This is a genomic window from Candidatus Nitronereus thalassa (assembly GCF_032191465.1).
In the GTDB taxonomy this organism is placed as follows: Bacteria; Nitrospirota; Nitrospiria; order Nitrospirales; family UBA8639; genus Nitronereus; species Nitronereus thalassa.
Genome location: NZ_JAQOUE010000001.1, coordinates 235193 through 250438, shown reverse-complemented (window position 1 = coordinate 250438; position 15246 = coordinate 235193). Strand labels below are relative to the sequence as shown.

16 protein-coding genes are annotated in these 15246 nt (G+C 48.7%); 9 read left to right on the top strand and 7 right to left on the bottom strand.

Annotated elements, in window-relative coordinates; translation table 11 throughout:
- Positions 1-39 precede the first annotated feature (39 nt).
- Positions 40-405 (top strand): cupin domain-containing protein, encoded by a 366-nt coding sequence (locus tag PPG34_RS01340; RefSeq protein ID WP_313831330.1) that lies wholly within the window; start codon positions 40-42, stop codon positions 403-405.
- A gap of 23 nt (positions 406-428) precedes the next feature.
- Here the strand turns inward: PPG34_RS01340 and PPG34_RS01335 are convergent, their stop codons facing one another.
- Complete coding sequence (locus PPG34_RS01335) at positions 429-1682, bottom strand: DUF1015 domain-containing protein (protein ID WP_313831329.1); 1254 nt, start codon at positions 1680-1682, stop codon at positions 429-431.
- Between the two features lie 235 nt (positions 1683-1917).
- Positions 1918-2853, bottom strand: coding sequence for an HDOD domain-containing protein (locus tag PPG34_RS01330; protein ID WP_313831328.1), 936 nt, complete (start codon positions 2851-2853; stop codon positions 1918-1920).
- 221 nt (positions 2854-3074) lie between these two features.
- Between PPG34_RS01330 and PPG34_RS01325 the strand changes: the two genes are divergently transcribed.
- Positions 3075-3521 (top strand): response regulator, encoded by a 447-nt coding sequence (locus PPG34_RS01325; RefSeq protein WP_313831327.1) that lies wholly within the window; start codon positions 3075-3077, stop codon positions 3519-3521.
- 91 nt (positions 3522-3612) lie between these two features.
- Complete coding sequence (locus tag PPG34_RS01320; RefSeq protein WP_313831326.1) at positions 3613-4089, top strand: LEA/WHy family protein; 477 nt, start codon at positions 3613-3615, stop codon at positions 4087-4089.
- A gap of 83 nt (positions 4090-4172) precedes the next feature.
- Here PPG34_RS01320 and PPG34_RS01315 read toward each other — a convergent pair whose 3' ends face one another.
- Both PPG34_RS01315 and PPG34_RS01310 read right to left on the bottom strand, forming a co-directional pair.
- On the bottom strand, positions 4173-4721 hold the full coding sequence (locus tag PPG34_RS01315) for a Slp family lipoprotein (protein ID WP_313831325.1): 549 nt from the start codon (positions 4719-4721) through the stop codon (positions 4173-4175).
- 94 nt (positions 4722-4815) lie between these two features.
- Positions 4816-6633: an ABC-F family ATP-binding cassette domain-containing protein gene (locus tag PPG34_RS01310; protein WP_313831324.1), complete on the bottom strand. Its 1818-nt coding sequence runs from the start codon at positions 6631-6633 to the stop codon at positions 4816-4818.
- Positions 6634-6753: 120 nt separating this feature from the next.
- On the opposite strand from PPG34_RS01310, the gene PPG34_RS01305 reads away from it, so the two are divergent.
- A complete protein-coding gene (locus tag PPG34_RS01305; RefSeq protein ID WP_313831323.1) occupies positions 6754-7182 on the top strand; it encodes a hypothetical protein in 429 nt (142 codons plus the stop codon).
- A 57-nt stretch (positions 7183-7239) separates the two neighbouring features.
- Here PPG34_RS01305 and PPG34_RS01300 read toward each other — a convergent pair whose 3' ends face one another.
- From PPG34_RS01300 to PPG34_RS01290, 3 genes are all read right to left on the bottom strand, one after another.
- Positions 7240-8061 carry a carboxypeptidase-like regulatory domain-containing protein gene (locus tag PPG34_RS01300; protein ID WP_313831322.1) on the bottom strand — a complete coding sequence of 274 codons (822 nt, stop codon included), beginning with the start codon at positions 8059-8061 and terminating at the stop codon, positions 7240-7242.
- A gap of 28 nt (positions 8062-8089) precedes the next feature.
- A complete protein-coding gene (locus PPG34_RS01295; protein WP_313831321.1) occupies positions 8090-9274 on the bottom strand; it encodes a transporter family protein in 1185 nt (394 codons plus the stop codon).
- 164 nt (positions 9275-9438) lie between these two features.
- Positions 9439-9744 (bottom strand): hypothetical protein, encoded by a 306-nt coding sequence (locus tag PPG34_RS01290; RefSeq protein WP_313831320.1) that lies wholly within the window; start codon positions 9742-9744, stop codon positions 9439-9441.
- 296 nt (positions 9745-10040) lie between these two features.
- On the opposite strand from PPG34_RS01290, the gene typA reads away from it, so the two are divergent.
- From typA to PPG34_RS01265, 5 genes are all read left to right on the top strand, one after another.
- Entirely contained in the window at positions 10041-11900 is a 1860-nt protein-coding gene (typA, locus tag PPG34_RS01285) for a translational GTPase TypA (RefSeq protein ID WP_313831319.1), read from the top strand.
- Between the two features lie 204 nt (positions 11901-12104).
- Positions 12105-12671, top strand: a complete 567-nt coding sequence (locus PPG34_RS01280; RefSeq protein WP_313831318.1) for a hypothetical protein — start codon at positions 12105-12107, stop codon at positions 12669-12671.
- Between the two features lie 125 nt (positions 12672-12796).
- Entirely contained in the window at positions 12797-13675 is an 879-nt protein-coding gene (locus tag PPG34_RS01275) for a pirin family protein (RefSeq protein ID WP_313831317.1), read from the top strand.
- A gap of 89 nt (positions 13676-13764) precedes the next feature.
- Positions 13765-14619 carry a dioxygenase family protein gene (locus PPG34_RS01270; RefSeq protein ID WP_313831316.1) on the top strand — a complete coding sequence of 285 codons (855 nt, stop codon included), beginning with the start codon at positions 13765-13767 and terminating at the stop codon, positions 14617-14619.
- A 25-nt stretch (positions 14620-14644) separates the two neighbouring features.
- The gene (locus PPG34_RS01265; RefSeq protein WP_313831315.1) at positions 14645-15235 is read left to right on the top strand and encodes a methyltransferase family protein; all 591 of its coding nucleotides are present in this window, start codon (positions 14645-14647) and stop codon (positions 15233-15235) included.
- The last annotated feature ends 11 nt before the right edge of the window (positions 15236-15246 follow it).

Sequence of the window (15246 nt, the reverse complement as noted above, 5' to 3'; positions counted from 1 at the left end):
CAATCTCCAATTCGAGACTCTGAGAGAAAGTAACGGTGTATGCCACATCTTGTCGAGCAACCGTCCATCATTCCACCTGCAGGTCAAAACCCCAAACTGATCGAGGAGTATTCAGGACGGGTGGCCACCAAGACAGATCAGGTCAGCATTGCCAGGATTGTCTGTCCGCCAGGCTGGTCGGAAGTAGGGCAATGCCCTGAATTTACTGAGACCAAAGTCATTCTTAAGGGCATGTTACAAGTGGAACACAAGGATGGTGTGATGCTTGTACGAGCAGGCCAGGCTGCCATTTGTCATCCTGGAGAATGGGTGAAATATAGTGCCTGCAAGACCGAAGGAGCAGAATATGTCACCGTTTGCATCCCGGCATTTTCCCCTTCGACCGTGCACCGTGATGAGAAATAAATCCTACCTTTCGAGGGCAAAGACTACTTTTCTCCTAACATATGCACAAACAGACCATCGCGGAGTTTTGGCTCAAACCATGTACTCTTCGGCGGCATAATACGGTCGGCATCGGACACCGCGATCAACTCCTCGACCGTGGTAGGATACAACCAAAACGCGACAGCCCATTCTCCCCCATCGACCTTTGCCGCTAATTCTTTGGGCGGACGCACACCGCCCACAAAGTCGATCCGAGAATCGGAGCGTTGATCTTGTATGCCTAGGATTGGATTCAGCACCCGTTCCGTGAGCACAGACACGGCTAAAGCGCTGACGGGATTTTTCGTCATCTGCGCACGTTGCTCAAGTGTCAGTTTTGGTGTAGCCCGATGCCATTGTCCATCGACATACACATCGAACCCTGCTTCAGGAGGCTTCCCCGGACTTGATGTTGCTTTCAAATCATAGTGCGTACCCAACGCCGCCATAAATTGTTGAGTGGAATGGCCGTTTAAATCTCGCACGACACGATTATATGGAAGAATTTGCAATTCATCATGGGGAAAGATCACGGACAAAAACCCTTCTTCAGAATGAGTTGATGAGCTCGAACCACTTTTCGCCCGTACAGCTCGCACTCGACTCGCCGCAGCCGATCGATGATGACCATCCGCAATGTATAACGACTCAACGTCTTGAAAATCTTTCACGATTTTTTGAATGGCCCCTTGGTCTCGTAGACTCCAAACCGTATGTTCCACCCCATCCTCGGCGGTGAATTGTGAGTCTGGTGTCGTCCCTGTGACATCGTTAAGCCACGACTGAAATGTTGGCGTACGCCGAAAAAACAACAAGACGGGCCCAGATTGGGAGTCGTGCGTCTCAATAATTCGTACCCGATCATTTTCTTTCACCGGACGCGTAAGTTCATGCTTCTTGATAATGCCACGATCGTAATCCTCCACCGACGCCAGAGCGACTAATCCAGTTTGTTCATGGTTGCCCCAACGTTGGCGGTACACCCCAAATATTGACTGTCGTTCCTGCAACATCACACCACTTTCAATGAATCCTTGAAGATTCGCCGCGCCATGCCGATATACCTCATCCGAATAAGGATCGACGTCATCAGCAAGCTCTAGCTCGGCTCGTCCAACGCGAAGAAAACAATGTGGGTTCCCTTCGGCGACCTTACGCGCCTCTTCCAGAGACACAACATCATAGGGTGGTGCGGCAACCCGTGAAGCAAATTCAGGTTTTGGCCTCAGGGGTCGAAAGGGCTTAACAGTGACCATGAGATCTCCTTTTCATGTCAAAAAATTTTTGTAGGCCACCATAGCATATTTCCACAGCTACCGCCTACCACCCTACATAATCGCGGACACTATTGTTCGACATTGAAACTAAAAGGGAGGCCCGATCTGGATCAGGCCTCCCTTTTAGTTTTTGATTTAATATTATGTGGTTAGAAATGTGATCAGTGGATCAATGAAAAACACAATGGAGAGGCGTATTACTAAGACCCCATAATCAGCACTCAACCACGCTTTCACTGAGAAGGATTTTTTGGGCCTGCTCAAATGTCTGCTGCACTTCGACCGGAGCACCAAGATCAATTTCAAAAAGTGCCGAGATCAACGGAATGTTCTCGACAATTTCCGTCAAGATGGGATTCAACAGATTGGCATCTTCATCTAAAAGGGCAGTGATTGCTGCCATGGCTTCACACACCGCCTTTTCAGTATCCGACCAACACCAGATATCGGCAAAGACACCAGACAACGCCACATATTTTACACATTCAGCTTGGAGGCATGATAATTCTCCTCCAGGGTATTGATGGCTTCCACTTATGGCCTTTTGATAAACCTCTGGCAATTGCCACTCTTTCGCCAACCAGGCTCCCACTTCGGCATGGTCTGCGCCAAATTGCTCAATTTCCAGGGCTTGCAAACGAGGATGGCAATGAGCCGCCTCAGCGATAACCTTAGGGTAAAGATCCGGTGAAACCACGCTTAAGGCTAACATCCCAATGTCTTGGAGTAGTGCCCCTAAAAACACCTCTTCATAATTTTCAAAGGAGGTATGTTTCGCTAGAGCCCGACCCGCAATACTGGCCAGAATCGACCGTCGCCAAAACCGCTGGTGATCAAAGGCGCCAAATTCACCCCCACGCAAATTTCGATATAAAGAAAAGCTAAAGGCGAGAACGGCCACCGCTTCTCGCCCCAAAAGAGTCACGCCTTGCGTCAGACTCGTCACCTGATGTTGTATCCGTGCATAAAATCCTGAATTGGCTAAACTGAGCAATTTGGCCGAAAACGCCGGATCGTGGCTAATTAATGCAGCCATTTTTTTGGAGTCAGCCTTGGGATCTTGGCATAGAGAAAGGATTTGTATCGCCAACACCGGAATCGAAGGAAGAGTTCGACAATATTTCAACGATTGAAAAATTTCCGTCTGCACTGGGAGTATCCTTTCTTTTTGATCTTGGCTTTTATTTCAAAAATTTCCAGAGGTACGGTCTTATCAACCTAGGCACCAGTTGGTGCTTTTTCCTCTCATTTGGGTTTATTTCTTTTTGATGAAACCATATTTCATGTAAAAAACACGCCTACCGAAAATACTATCGAGCAAGAAGTGCCTAACCTTGACGACGGCAAATAGATGCAATTGGTGATATCGCCATGAAACGTGACATCAACATTCTCATGGTCGAGGAAGACCGTTACGAAGTTGAGTGCCTCAACGAAGCCATCACAGTCGGACAAATCATTTCAGTGAATATTGAACAAGCTGAAGATGGGGATCATGCTCTAGCCTTTCTCCATCAAGAATATCCCTATCTCGACGCTCCAAAACCGGATGTCATCTTTCTAAATTTGAATGTGCCGGGAATGCCTGGGCGAGAATTGCTGAATGCCATTAAAAGTGATCAGGCTCTGGCCAGCATTCCCCTGGTCGTCCTTACACAATCCGAAGACGATAAAGATACCGTGGAAGCTTATTCCTTTGATCGAACGTGTTTTTTCTTTAAGAAACCCGAGAATTGCCAGGATTGGCTGTTAATTCTTAAATGCATCGAAGACGTGTGGCAAACCTTCATTCAATATCCGCAATCATTCGAAAAATAATCTGCCCGGTTTCCCACAACAACTGTTCCCTAAATTCGACACCCCTCAATTCTTCTTGTCGTCTAGGCATTTCAACAGTATGATCGTGGGCATGAAAAAGCTAAGTCCGAATATGCTCCTCGCCACCTTTCTCCTTTTCACCTCAGGTTGCGCCACACTTCTCATGCAGGCCGAAGCTCCAGAGGTATTAGTCGCCAACATCAAACCACTGGGAGGCACGATTTTTGAGCAACGAGTCCAGATTGATTTACGCGTCCGAAACCCTAATAACTTTGATTTAGATGTCACGGGATTGGACTTCACTCTCCGTCTCAACAATAAAAAACTTGCCAGAGGATTAGCGAGTCAGGCCGTCACCATTCCACGACTGGGAGATGCCATTTTGACGGTCGACACCACAACCTCGACACTTGAGGTATTGAGTCAACTTCTTCATCTCACGTCTGGTAAGGACCTTACATACCAAATAGAAGGCATTCTTCATCTACAGGACATCCCCCTGCCTTTTACGAACGAAGGGGTCATCCTCCATTCGCGCGACGTCACACCAAAATATTCAGAACATTGAGCTGTAAGAATTAGGATGAATGGAAAAAATCTGAGAGAGGAAAAACTGCCGAAGCCTAGTAAAAAGAAGGCATGTCACTAATATTAGAATCCGGTTCCAATACCAATACCGCCGCCAAAGCCACCACCGCCCCCTCCAAGACCTACCCCAATACCGAAGCCGGACTGTGATTCTTCCCTTGGGGTTTCCCATACATGCATGTGTTTGATGGCAATTGTAGGATAACGGTATTCCGTTTCATCAAGGTTTGCCGTGGCCAGCCCCGTGACCTCTCCTACAATAGTCACGCGGGGTTGATCGGCCAAAGTTGCGGGGTCGAGGAATTGTTGCTCATAGGCGAGAAATCGTCCTTGAGAAGTAGTTCGTTGTGAGGCTGGCCTTTCCGAATCTTTCAAGGGCAATTGTAAGACTTCGATACGTGTGGCATCGGCAAGCCGCTTGGCTTGAAGAACTTGTCCACCCAACACCACAACTTTTCCGACATGGGAATCAGTATTTTCGAGAAGTTCAGTAAAAGACAGGCTTCTGTCAATTTCGGGAGCAAGCGCTTCAGGGATTGGAGTCGGCCCCGTTGCACAACCCAGAGTAAACAGACACCAGAAAAAAACTATGGCAAGCTTCCTATTTTTCATGAGGCTCATGATACCATAACGGATCAAAATCTGAAAATTAATTTTTTCTAGGGGCGCACGTAGGAGTGACCAGGAGAAAAATTCACGGAAGGATTTACACTTGTCCACCTTGCAACTTGGCTTCCAACTCACTCCAACGGGCATACAGCTGCTCCACGCGGTGCTTGGCCTGCTGCAGCGCGTCAAAGGCCTCTTGCAAGCGAATATGATCCGCCACGACCGCCGGATCTTCAAGTTGAGCCTGGTACTTCTCAACCGAGGATTCCGCTTGAAGGATCGTGTCTTCCAACGAATCATATTCTTGTCGTTCTTTATAGGTAAATGTTTTTTTCTGAGAGCGTTTTGAACGGGCATTGGTGGAGCGGGATTGCTCTTGAGAATGCTCAGAACTTTGCATTTGGCGACGAAGCCATCGTTCCCATTGCTGGTATTCGGCGAACAGGCCATGTCCTCCCTGCCCATCAAGCCCCACAAATTGAGTACACACACGGTTCAACATATACCGATCATGCGTGACCAACACCAAGGCACCTGGAAATTCCTGCAAACTTTCTTCCAGCACTTCACGGGTAGGAATATCCAAATCATTGGTCGGTTCGTCGACAATCAATACATCTGCAGGCTGCAACATCAGTCGAGCAATCAAGGCTCGGGCCTTTTCCCCACCGGAAAGCAGTTCAATGGGCAAATCCAGCTGTTCAGGTTGGAAACGGAAACGCTTAGCCCATGCGGCAAGATGGACGGTACGATCGCGATACATGACCGTATGACCGGTATCCGACAACGTCTTTCGCAGAGTCTCTTTGGGATCGAGCTGTTCACGATGCTGATCGAAATAGACCAGTTGCAATACATCCGCATGGGTCACTCGTCCGCGATCCGGTTCAATGGCTTTGGCCAACAACTTGAGCAACGTGGATTTCCCGGAACCATTATGCCCGAGAAGCCCGACCGCCATTCCGGGAGACAAGATCAACTCAAAATCTTGGAAGAGGATATTCGATTTATAGGCCTTATCAAGATGTTCAGCCACCACCAACTGTTTGGTTTTTCTTCCAGAACCTACAAAGTCGATGTCCGTATGTTCTTGTCGTAACCTGGCCTTAGTCTCCGCGAGTTCTGCTTGCAGAGCATGAGCCGTGTCCACCCGATACTTCGCTTTGGTGGTTCGGGCCTTGGGTCCGCGACGAAGCCACTCTTCCTCACGTCGCACTTTTCCGGCCAGGGCTTGGGCCTGTTGCATTTGGGACTCTTGATAGGCTTCTCGCTGAGCCAAAAATTCCCTATACGTTCCTTGAATTTGGAAGAGCCCCTCGGGATAGCGGCTATTAATTTCAGCCACCTTATTCGCCGCTTGATCCAACAACCATCGATCATGGCTTACCATCACCCAAGGCCATGAGGTTTGTGCCATCAAGGATTCGAGCCATGACAGGCCGTCAAAATCTAGATGATTCGTAGGCTCATCCAGGAGCATCACATCCGGCGACTGCACCCACCCGCAGGCAATAGCCAGTCGTTTTTTCCATCCTCCGGAGAGTGGCCCGACAAGGAGCCCCCCATGGGCAAACCCTGTTCGTCCCAACACCTCCTGAGTACGAATCACGCATTCCTCGAACGGCAACCCCGAGGCCACACCTGCCTGTTCAATCACCTCTGTCACTGTGGCATTCGCGGTGAATTCTGCCTCTTGCGGCACATAGGCGACTCGAAGATGCTGGCGGCGTGTGAGGTTTCCCTCATCCACCGTCTCCAACCCCGCCATGATCTTAAGCAAAGTAGACTTTCCAGCGCCATTCGGGCCTACAATTCCCAAACGATCTTTCTCCTCAATACCGATTGTGAGGTTGGAGAATAATTGCTTCACCCCAAAGGATTTGGATATTTGTTGACAATGAATAAGCGCAGGCATGAAATTTCCTCTCTTCAGACGTCTTGTAGTGTATAGGCTATATCCAAGACATTGAGCAAGATGATACAGTAGGAGACTGTCAGTTTTGATAATGACTCAAATTGTTCCTAATGGAGAACCATGAATTTTGATCCTGCCATTGCAGCGCAACAGGCCTTACAACGAGCCCAAGCTGATGGAGAGTTAGGTCACTTTGAGGAGGAAATCACTGAGACGGAAGAAACCTTTTCCTCTGACGCTGGATCTGAGGCTAAGCAGGCCTATGAACGTCTCCAAGAAATTGGTGAGCAATTGCCCGATGCTCTAGGGTTTCAAGAATTTTTGATTTATATCACATGGCAACAAGTGACCGAAGAAACCATTTCTCGTCATTTTAAAAAAGGGCTCCATCTCTGCAACCAGTTTCTAAAACGGTTTGGCAAGACCCTGGAGGGGTCTGTAATCTTGAATCAAATTTTGGATATTCGAGAATCGTTTCAAGGCGGGCTCGGAGTTGAAGAATCGCTCATTCCAGAATTCGACGAAGACGCCTTCGCAGGCGGAGACTAGTGCTGGGGATGGGTCAAGAGAAACCCACGATACTCAGTCTCATCTCTAAATTAACCCTTATTTCTTAAATTCAAAATTCACCCTTAGAGTCCCATTCTCATCAACATTGACTATTTGCCGTTGGCTTCCTAACACAGGGTGCCAAGCCACCAAGTCATATTGGCCTTGCGGGACCTGATCGATAGAGAAATTCCCTGCCTCATCAGAAATCGCAAAATAGGGCGACTCCACCACATACATCCAATTTTCCATAAAATCGTGGCGGTCACAAGTTAAGGCAACCACGCGACCATGTTTTAGTTTTTTTGGTGTAAACGTCTGCTCTAGGTCTGATTGCGGAGCAAGATTTTGGGTGTTCAAAGTTCGGAGAATATTGGCTTTTTTTCCTTTCAGCACATAGGTGTGCAAGGTGTGCTTTATAGGATCATGATTAGAAAACTGGACGACTTGATCAGCCATGACCACGCCAGTGAAGGGACCAAAGTTACAATTTTTCAAGCGTACGTTTAAATCCAGGCGGGTACCTGAGGCATACCGAAATTCTCCCTCGCCCGGAGCCATCGCGGTTAGCGTTTGGGATTCGAACGCCTTACCCTGTTCTACGCCCTCCAATATAATCACCGCGCCACGTAAACGACCCTGGTGAACGTCCACCTTCGTGAGACTTCGGATTTCCCCACAGACATCCGGCTCTTTGTTGACCTCAAAAACGAGTGGGGATGGTGGCGTTCCGTGAAATTCCACGGTTCCCCCAATCATCGCCCCATGGTGTACATCTATCACATCATAGGACAACCCCATACTTGACCACAAAAAAACAATGGATGCCACCCCCGCACAAACGAGGGCTTTTCTCAATATGTCCCAGCTTGTTTTCATTCCAATACCTCCATGAAATAGGTGGTGCCTAGTAAACCCCTTGCCACCCAAATGTCACGATTGAGTCCGTCTCAAGCTGTCCTTGTAACCATTGATAAATAGGCACACCACCTTCTACAGCCAGCCGAGTCTCAAATCCCATAAATTCTGGCAAGAGAAGATTGATCCCGCCTAATACATCAAGTCGTTCCCCTCCTAACCTGGTGGGAATAGCAGTCTGAACGGGCGGTCCAGCCTGTCCAGTAATGCCAGGGTCGGTCCCTCTATGATCGTCCCAATGGTTAAAATCAAAACGCACCGACCCACTTAACCATTTTTTTATAATTTCATATGCTCCAAAAGCAGTGACTTGAATCGCATCGCCCCTGGCAAACCCTTGGGCATTTTTCCCAAGTCGAATGGTCCCAATGCTTTGAAACCCCCATGAGGATCTTCCCTTTTCACCACCATAGGTGAACCCTGGATACAAATCGTAGGTTCCCGAGCCAAGGTGCATTGGAAACGGGAGTCTAAACGTTGCAAATGGATTACTGACCGGTGTCTTGTCTCGCGGCTCTGTATCTCCAGTCGGAACACTTACCGCAAAGTTTGCGTGAAATCGATGGGCCCCAATACTTGGGGCTTCAACTGCCCAGAGACGCCAAAGACTTCCAAACCGAATATCCCCAATACCTTCGGAACGTGTGGTAAACTTTGTCGCAAACGTAGCCCCGGCTTCATGGTTCATAGTATTCCGAAGGTAAGGAACCATTGCAGTAAGGGTCACGGTATCATTCAATCCATACATAAATCCAAACATATGCATTTCCATAAGCATGGACGTTGGAACAACCGCTGGTGGGCCTGGAGTTGGTACTAACGCTCGCGCCTGTGCATTTGAAATGCTATTGGTGCCATTCCTTGTCCCTTCCATGAACATGTGCATATATCGATAGGAAAACATGAATTCGCCTTTGTCATGGGTATGCTCGCCCATCATGCCGATCGGACCATGGGCATTCGGCTTTTCAGCTGTATAAAAATTCCCGGTGACAAGTTTTTCGCCTTTTTCAGCAACTTTTCCAGCGATAAGTTCTTCCCACTCTGACATTACCCCTTCCAGCAACGCAGCATGGGCCTGACCTAGCATGCCGGGAAACATTAGTATGCCAATAATCATCCAACCGAGAATACGTTTTTGACCAACCGGAAAACTATTGAAGCCATCAAACATTACTCAACCTCTTTTCTAACCTGGATAGACAAAATTATAGAAAACTTGACACGGCCCAACCATTGATCGCACATGCTTTTCCAAGGTATGCAATAAAGATTCGCGCTCAATCAATCGAACGCGATCTTTAAGTTAAGGCGCTGTCTAAAAACTGGAAATAGGGGTTAGATAGAGAGGATGGGAGGGCCACGCTTAAAGAAAAGGAGCAGGGGTGTGGAGCGTATTGAAGAGATGGGCAAAATCTCCAGATCCTGCATGGAGAAGGCTGGAGATTCGAGAAAAAGATTCGTGCTTTCAACTACTTGGCCAGCCGCACACATCCAAGAACAAATGACACTGGCATGGGTTGCCGCTTGGTGATGAGCATGGTGAAGAGAGTGAGCAGTAATTTGACTTGGGAGCAGAATCCCAACTACCAACAAACAAGCCAGTAGACTTAGGCTAAAGAATTGATGGCGGAGAAGTTTCATTTGGAATAGGATCCTCAAGAACATACTAAAAAAACCAGCGGCACACAGTCAAGAAAAATGCCGACTTCTGCCAATAACCTTGGTTAACCAGTAGTGAAATCAGTTGCATTCTTCGCGTCCTTGAGTTAGCATCTTGGATTGAGTGAACCCTCTCGTACGGAACCCGCCTTCCACCGACAGTTTTTGTCGGTGTCTTCGCTGAAGTATCTTCGGCAGACTTCGAGATTCTTAGCCCAGTTTGGCATGGACGGGTCCGTGCTAATTATCCTGTGATGAAATAGGAAAAAGGCCTCGATATGCCGAATCAAAAACGAAGAAAAGACGTTCGCAATGTTGCCATCATCGCCCATGTCGATCATGGCAAAACCACCATCGTCGATGCGTTACTCAAACAAACTGGGGCACATATCTTTAAGGATGGCGAAACCGTCATCATGGATTCCAACCCTCTTGAAAAAGAGCGGGGGATCACGATTTTTTCCAAGAACGCCTCCATGCGATACAAGGATATTCTTATAAACCTTGTTGATACTCCGGGACATGCAGACTTCGGCAGCGAAGTCGAACGCATTCTCCGATTAGTGGACGGAGTCGTTCTGTTAGTGGACGCTTTTGAAGGCCCCATGCCCCAAACGAAGTTCGTGCTCAAAAAGTCCCTCGAACTTCATCTCAAACCAATCGTCGTGATCAACAAAATTGATCGACCCAATGCCCAACCCGACGCCGTAGTCAATCAAACCTTCGACCTGTTTTGCGAACTGAATGCCACTGACGAACAGCTCGACTTTCCTATCGTTTTTGCCTCGGGTAAAGAAGGACGCACAACCCTTGATTTATCGGACGATAACCGCGACATGAAACCCCTCCTCGACACGATTATCCATCGCGTGTTGCCACCTGTGGCAGATCTGGATCAGCCCTTTCAAATGCTGGTCACGATTTTGGATTATGATTCCTATATTGGCCGCATCGCCGTGGGACGCATTGTGCATGGGTCGGTCAAAACAGGAGATCCCGTGGTTTTAATCACGCGGGAAGGGAATCACATTCGCAGTAAGGTGACCAAAATTCTCGCATACCAGGGCCTCGCTCGCGTAGAACGTCAAGAAGCCCTTGCCGGTGATATTATCTCCATCGCAGGAGTCCCGGAGGTTCGGGTGGGAGAAACCATTGCTTCTCCTGTCAACCCTGTGGCCTTACCAACGGTCAATGTTGACGAGCCGACTATTTCCATGAATTTTTCGCATAACACCAGCCCGTTGTCTGGAAGGGATGGAGGACGATTTCTGACCTCGCGACACATTCGGGAGCGTTTAGCACATGAAGCCATGATGAACGTAGGAATTAAAGTGGAAGAAGCGGATGGCGGGGAACGGTTTAAAGTGTCTGGTCGTGGCGAACTCCATTTGGCGATTTTAATTGAAACCATGCGTCGTGAAGGCTATGAATTGGAAGTCTCCCCCCCCAAGGTCATTTTCAAAGAAGTCGATGGTGATTTACTTGAACCCATCGAAGAAGTGGTCATTGAAGTCGATTCTGGTTATCAGGGTGCGGTGATTGAATCCCTAGGGAATCGCCGCGCCGACATGAAAGACATGCAAATGACCTCTGTTGGAACCATTCGCATGGAATTTCATATTGCCTCACGTGCCTTGCTCGGATTTCGCAATGAACTCCTGATGATGACACGAGGCACCGGAGTCATGTCACAAATCTTCCTCGAATATCAGCCCTTCAAAGGCGAAGTGCCTCGGCGTCCAACCGGTGTCCAAATTTCCCAAGGGCCCGGGAGTTCCGTGGCCTATGCATTATGGGGCTTACAGGATCGCGGAGAAATTTTCATCCATCCAGGTGATCCGCTTTATGAGGGTATGATCCTTGGTGTGAACAATAAAGGGCAGGATCTGGTGGTCAATGCCATCCGAGAAAAGAAACTTACCAATATCCGGGCGGCCGGGTCAGATGAAGCCATCCATCTGACGCCTCCACGCGAAATGACCTTAGAATTTGCCTTGGAATTCATCGAGGATGATGAACTCGTCGAAGTCACCCCCAAACATATCCGCCTTCGCAAACGATACCTCACCGATAACGAACGCCGACGCCATCAGGCTATAACTCGCGCGGCCAACGCCAGCGCCGCCGCCAAGGGGTAACCTTTCCAAGCTGGAATATTTATAGCTGTGCTTTGATGACTCACCCGAAAGAGGGGGACCGTTCGGTAATATTAAATTTATTTCAATACTTCATTTCTTTCCTCTTGACCTTCCCCGGAGAAACACGTCATTCTTGTCGTCAACTATCTTGAGCACCAATAACAATAGCCAAACTTTTCCAGCCTAAATTACCGTAGGCGTATCATGGGCATATACATCGCAGAGCAAGCAGAAACGTTTCATGTCCCATTTGGATCGCCCAATAGCGAGGGAACACCCGAGGCCAGTTATGTTGACGTGAAGGCGCATCCTGAATGGATTCCTGTTCTTTCCTCCTGCGTCGGATGGCCAGAAACACAAAGCCTCCTGAAGATCATAAATTCCCCAACCTCGCCCTTCATGAGCCTGGCGGCCGACCAAGCATTTACTTGGGCAGAAGCGGTAGAACGACAAATCGTCCTTACCTCTTTTGTCACTGTGTGTTTTGCCGAAATTACCCTCAATACCAAAGAGTCCATCAGGGAATTCGCCCAAGAAATTCAGCAACAAATGGATCATCATTTACAACACACCACCAACAAACTTGGGCAACGACTACACATGAATATTCGCTTAGAAATTCAGCCGACCCGATATCACAATGATGAATGGGATGGGTGGAGCCTGATGATCTTCATGGCCGCTTCGGCCAATGAAAAACGTTTGGCCCGCTATAATTGGAGCCTAGGGCTTACCGCTCTCGAACACGCCATAAAGGTCTACGAATCCTGATCTGGCAGAAAACAACGCCCCTCTCGTTATCCATATCACTCCGAGTCGAAAGACCTGGAACATCAAAAACAATCTCTTGAAAGGATTCGGCCCTACTTCTTCTGGCAGACAAAGGAACCCCTCATATGCAAAATACATCACGAGGCATAAAAAACATCATTACGGCGCATCGCCAAACAGAAGGTGGTGGATTTGTCGTGCGGCGGCCACTGCCTTCGGGGGAACTTGACCAACTCGATCCGTTTCTCCTGATCGATGAAATGGGACCGGTCACTTATGCACCGGGAAAAGCCGTCGGCGCACCAGACCACCCGCACCGTGGTTTTGAAACGGTGACCTATCTTTTACAAGGCGAGATGGAACACAAAGATTCTGTGGGACATCAAGGCGTGTTGAAACCGGGAGATGTACAATGGATGACCGCGGGGGCCGGCGTCATTCATTCAGAAATGCCATCTCCAGCCATGCTCGACCAAGGCGGTTCCATGCACGGCTTTCAAATTTGGGTAAATCTGCCAGCACGATTAAAAATGACCTCACCCCGTTATCAAGAAGTCACACAGACCAACATACCCACTGCGATCACTCCCGATGGCCTGGCCCATGTCCGAATCATCGCTGGCCGAGCACTTGGTGCCGAAGCCATCATCGATACGCATACGTCCATTGTCTATCATGACTGGACCATCCAACCGGGCGGGAAAGCCTCCATCGAGATCAGCTCCGATCACAACGTCGGTGTCTATGTTTTTTCTGGGAAGCTGCTGATTGGAAAGGATCAACAAGAAGTAGAAGACGGCCAATTAGCGGTCTTAGGCACCGGGACGGCACTTCATCTCACCGTTGATTCACAAGAACCCACGGCGGCACGGTGTTTGGTGCTAGGGGGAATACCACACAGGGAACCCATCGCGCGATATGGACCGTTTGTTATGAACACCAAAGAAGAACTTCAGCAAGCGTTTTCTGACTATCGGAGCGGACAAATGGGAAAGATCGTCTAACGCTTCTGGCTCACTAAACTAGATCTCTCGCTCAGGCAAGCCGCGTTATCAAGAAAACATCTGGTACAATCGGGCAGGAGGTGACCACCATGCAACAGACCATGCCACACAATCACCTTTCCTCAGACACCACTGAAGGCATTCACCAACTCACCCGTCGACAGCTCCTGCAAGTCAGCGCAGGAACGCTTGGGTTACTCGCCACATCGGGCATAAGTCTGGCGGCACTTTGCCCATCAGTTACCACGCCACCGCAGACTCGTGGTCCATTTTTTCCCTACGATCAGGTCGTCTCCTTTCCCATTCGCGAAGAAGATGATGAGAGCCTCCCGCTAATTTTATCCAACGACAATGACCTGACCTTCATTAAAGGAAAGCCAGGAAAAGCCCAAGGGCAAATTATCTACTTCCGCGGGCAAGTCTTAAGTGGCGGAACCTCCGATTCCAAGGTCTGCCAAACCATCCCTGGAGCCACCGTGCTTTTATGGCAGGCGAATTTTTCCGGACGCTACAATCACAAAGGGGATGTTTCCTCTCCGCAACACTTTCCACACCCGAAAACAGGAAAATTAATCGAGCGTGTCCAAGACGACTACTTTCAATATTGGGGCAAAACCGTCACTGATGAACAGGGCTATTTTCTTTTCAAAACCATTTTGCCAAGTTTTTACCCTGCTGCCGATGATTGGTATCGCCCCCCCCATCTGCATTTTTCAATCCAAGCAAAGGGTCATCCAGAGTTCGTCACGCAAACCTATTTCAAAGGAGACGCGCTTCCCAACATTGCCCTCATCCAGGACCTCAATGCCAAAGACTGGATCCTCCGTAATCCCAAGATCTCGCCAACCCAACAGGAACAGGTGATTGTAGAATACGCTCCAGACCAAGCTCAAAATTTGCAAGACGGGTTGGTAGGAACATGCCAATTCCTATTGGCCGAATAGAAAGACAAATTCATATGATCCTTTCATGCAACTTATTCAAAAGGCAAAGCTCATGACATCATCGATTTCTCCTTCCCCGAAATTATTTTTTGATACCGCCTTCTCCATTCAGCGAACAGCCGCCATCAAAGCAGCCATAGATTTGGAGATCTTTACGGCTCTTAAAGAAGGCTATCACACGCCATCGCGCCTCACCTCACGATGTCAGGCCTCAGAACGCGGGATGCGAATGTTGGCAGAATATTTGGTGATGCTGGGATTTCTTACGAAATTCGGCGACTCCTATCAGTTGACTCAAGACTCCGAGCTCTTTTTGGTGAAAACATCCCCAACTTATGTGGGCGGCACACTAGAGTTTATTCTCTCTCCTCCGCTGTTTGAGGGTTTCCGGAACCTGACCGACGCCATCCGTAAAGGCGGCACGACCTTAGATGACAAAGGCACCACCGCGGAAGAGCATCCTGAATGGGTCACCTTCGCGCGAGCCATGGTACCAATGATGATAGGGCCGGCTCATTGGATTGCGGATCACCTTCAAGCGTCAAGTGGGACGATTAAAAAGGTCTTGGATATTGCCGCGGGACATGGCGTGTTCGGTGTGGAAATCGCAAAATGATTTCCCAAGGC

What these genes read in the sequence shown, in the direction of transcription:
- PPG34_RS01300 (WP_313831322.1), bottom strand. Translation starts at nt 8,061, where the DNA reads ATGAAAACAAGCTGGGACATATTGAGAAAAGCCCTCGTTTGTGCGGGG.
- PPG34_RS01275 (WP_313831317.1), top strand. Translation starts at nt 12,797, where the DNA reads ATGCAAAATACATCACGAGGCATAAAAAACATCATTACGGCGCATCGC.
- typA (WP_313831319.1), top strand. Translation starts at nt 10,041, where the DNA reads ATGCCGAATCAAAAACGAAGAAAAGACGTTCGCAATGTTGCCATCATC.
- PPG34_RS01310 (WP_313831324.1), bottom strand. Translation starts at nt 6,633, where the DNA reads ATGCCTGCGCTTATTCATTGTCAACAAATATCCAAATCCTTTGGGGTG.
- PPG34_RS01315 (WP_313831325.1), bottom strand. Translation starts at nt 4,721, where the DNA reads ATGAAAAATAGGAAGCTTGCCATAGTTTTTTTCTGGTGTCTGTTTACT.
- PPG34_RS01325 (WP_313831327.1), top strand. Translation starts at nt 3,075, where the DNA reads ATGAAACGTGACATCAACATTCTCATGGTCGAGGAAGACCGTTACGAA.
- PPG34_RS01280 (WP_313831318.1), top strand. Translation starts at nt 12,105, where the DNA reads ATGGGCATATACATCGCAGAGCAAGCAGAAACGTTTCATGTCCCATTT.
- PPG34_RS01320 (WP_313831326.1), top strand. Translation starts at nt 3,613, where the DNA reads ATGAAAAAGCTAAGTCCGAATATGCTCCTCGCCACCTTTCTCCTTTTC.
- PPG34_RS01270 (WP_313831316.1), top strand. Translation starts at nt 13,765, where the DNA reads ATGCAACAGACCATGCCACACAATCACCTTTCCTCAGACACCACTGAA.
- PPG34_RS01295 (WP_313831321.1), bottom strand. Translation starts at nt 9,274, where the DNA reads ATGTTTGATGGCTTCAATAGTTTTCCGGTTGGTCAAAAACGTATTCTC.
- PPG34_RS01265 (WP_313831315.1), top strand. Translation starts at nt 14,645, where the DNA reads ATGCAACTTATTCAAAAGGCAAAGCTCATGACATCATCGATTTCTCCT.
- PPG34_RS01340 (WP_313831330.1), top strand. Translation starts at nt 40, where the DNA reads ATGCCACATCTTGTCGAGCAACCGTCCATCATTCCACCTGCAGGTCAA.
- PPG34_RS01305 (WP_313831323.1), top strand. Translation starts at nt 6,754, where the DNA reads ATGAATTTTGATCCTGCCATTGCAGCGCAACAGGCCTTACAACGAGCC.
- PPG34_RS01290 (WP_313831320.1), bottom strand. Translation starts at nt 9,744, where the DNA reads ATGAAACTTCTCCGCCATCAATTCTTTAGCCTAAGTCTACTGGCTTGT.
- PPG34_RS01335 (WP_313831329.1), bottom strand. Translation starts at nt 1,682, where the DNA reads ATGGTCACTGTTAAGCCCTTTCGACCCCTGAGGCCAAAACCTGAATTT.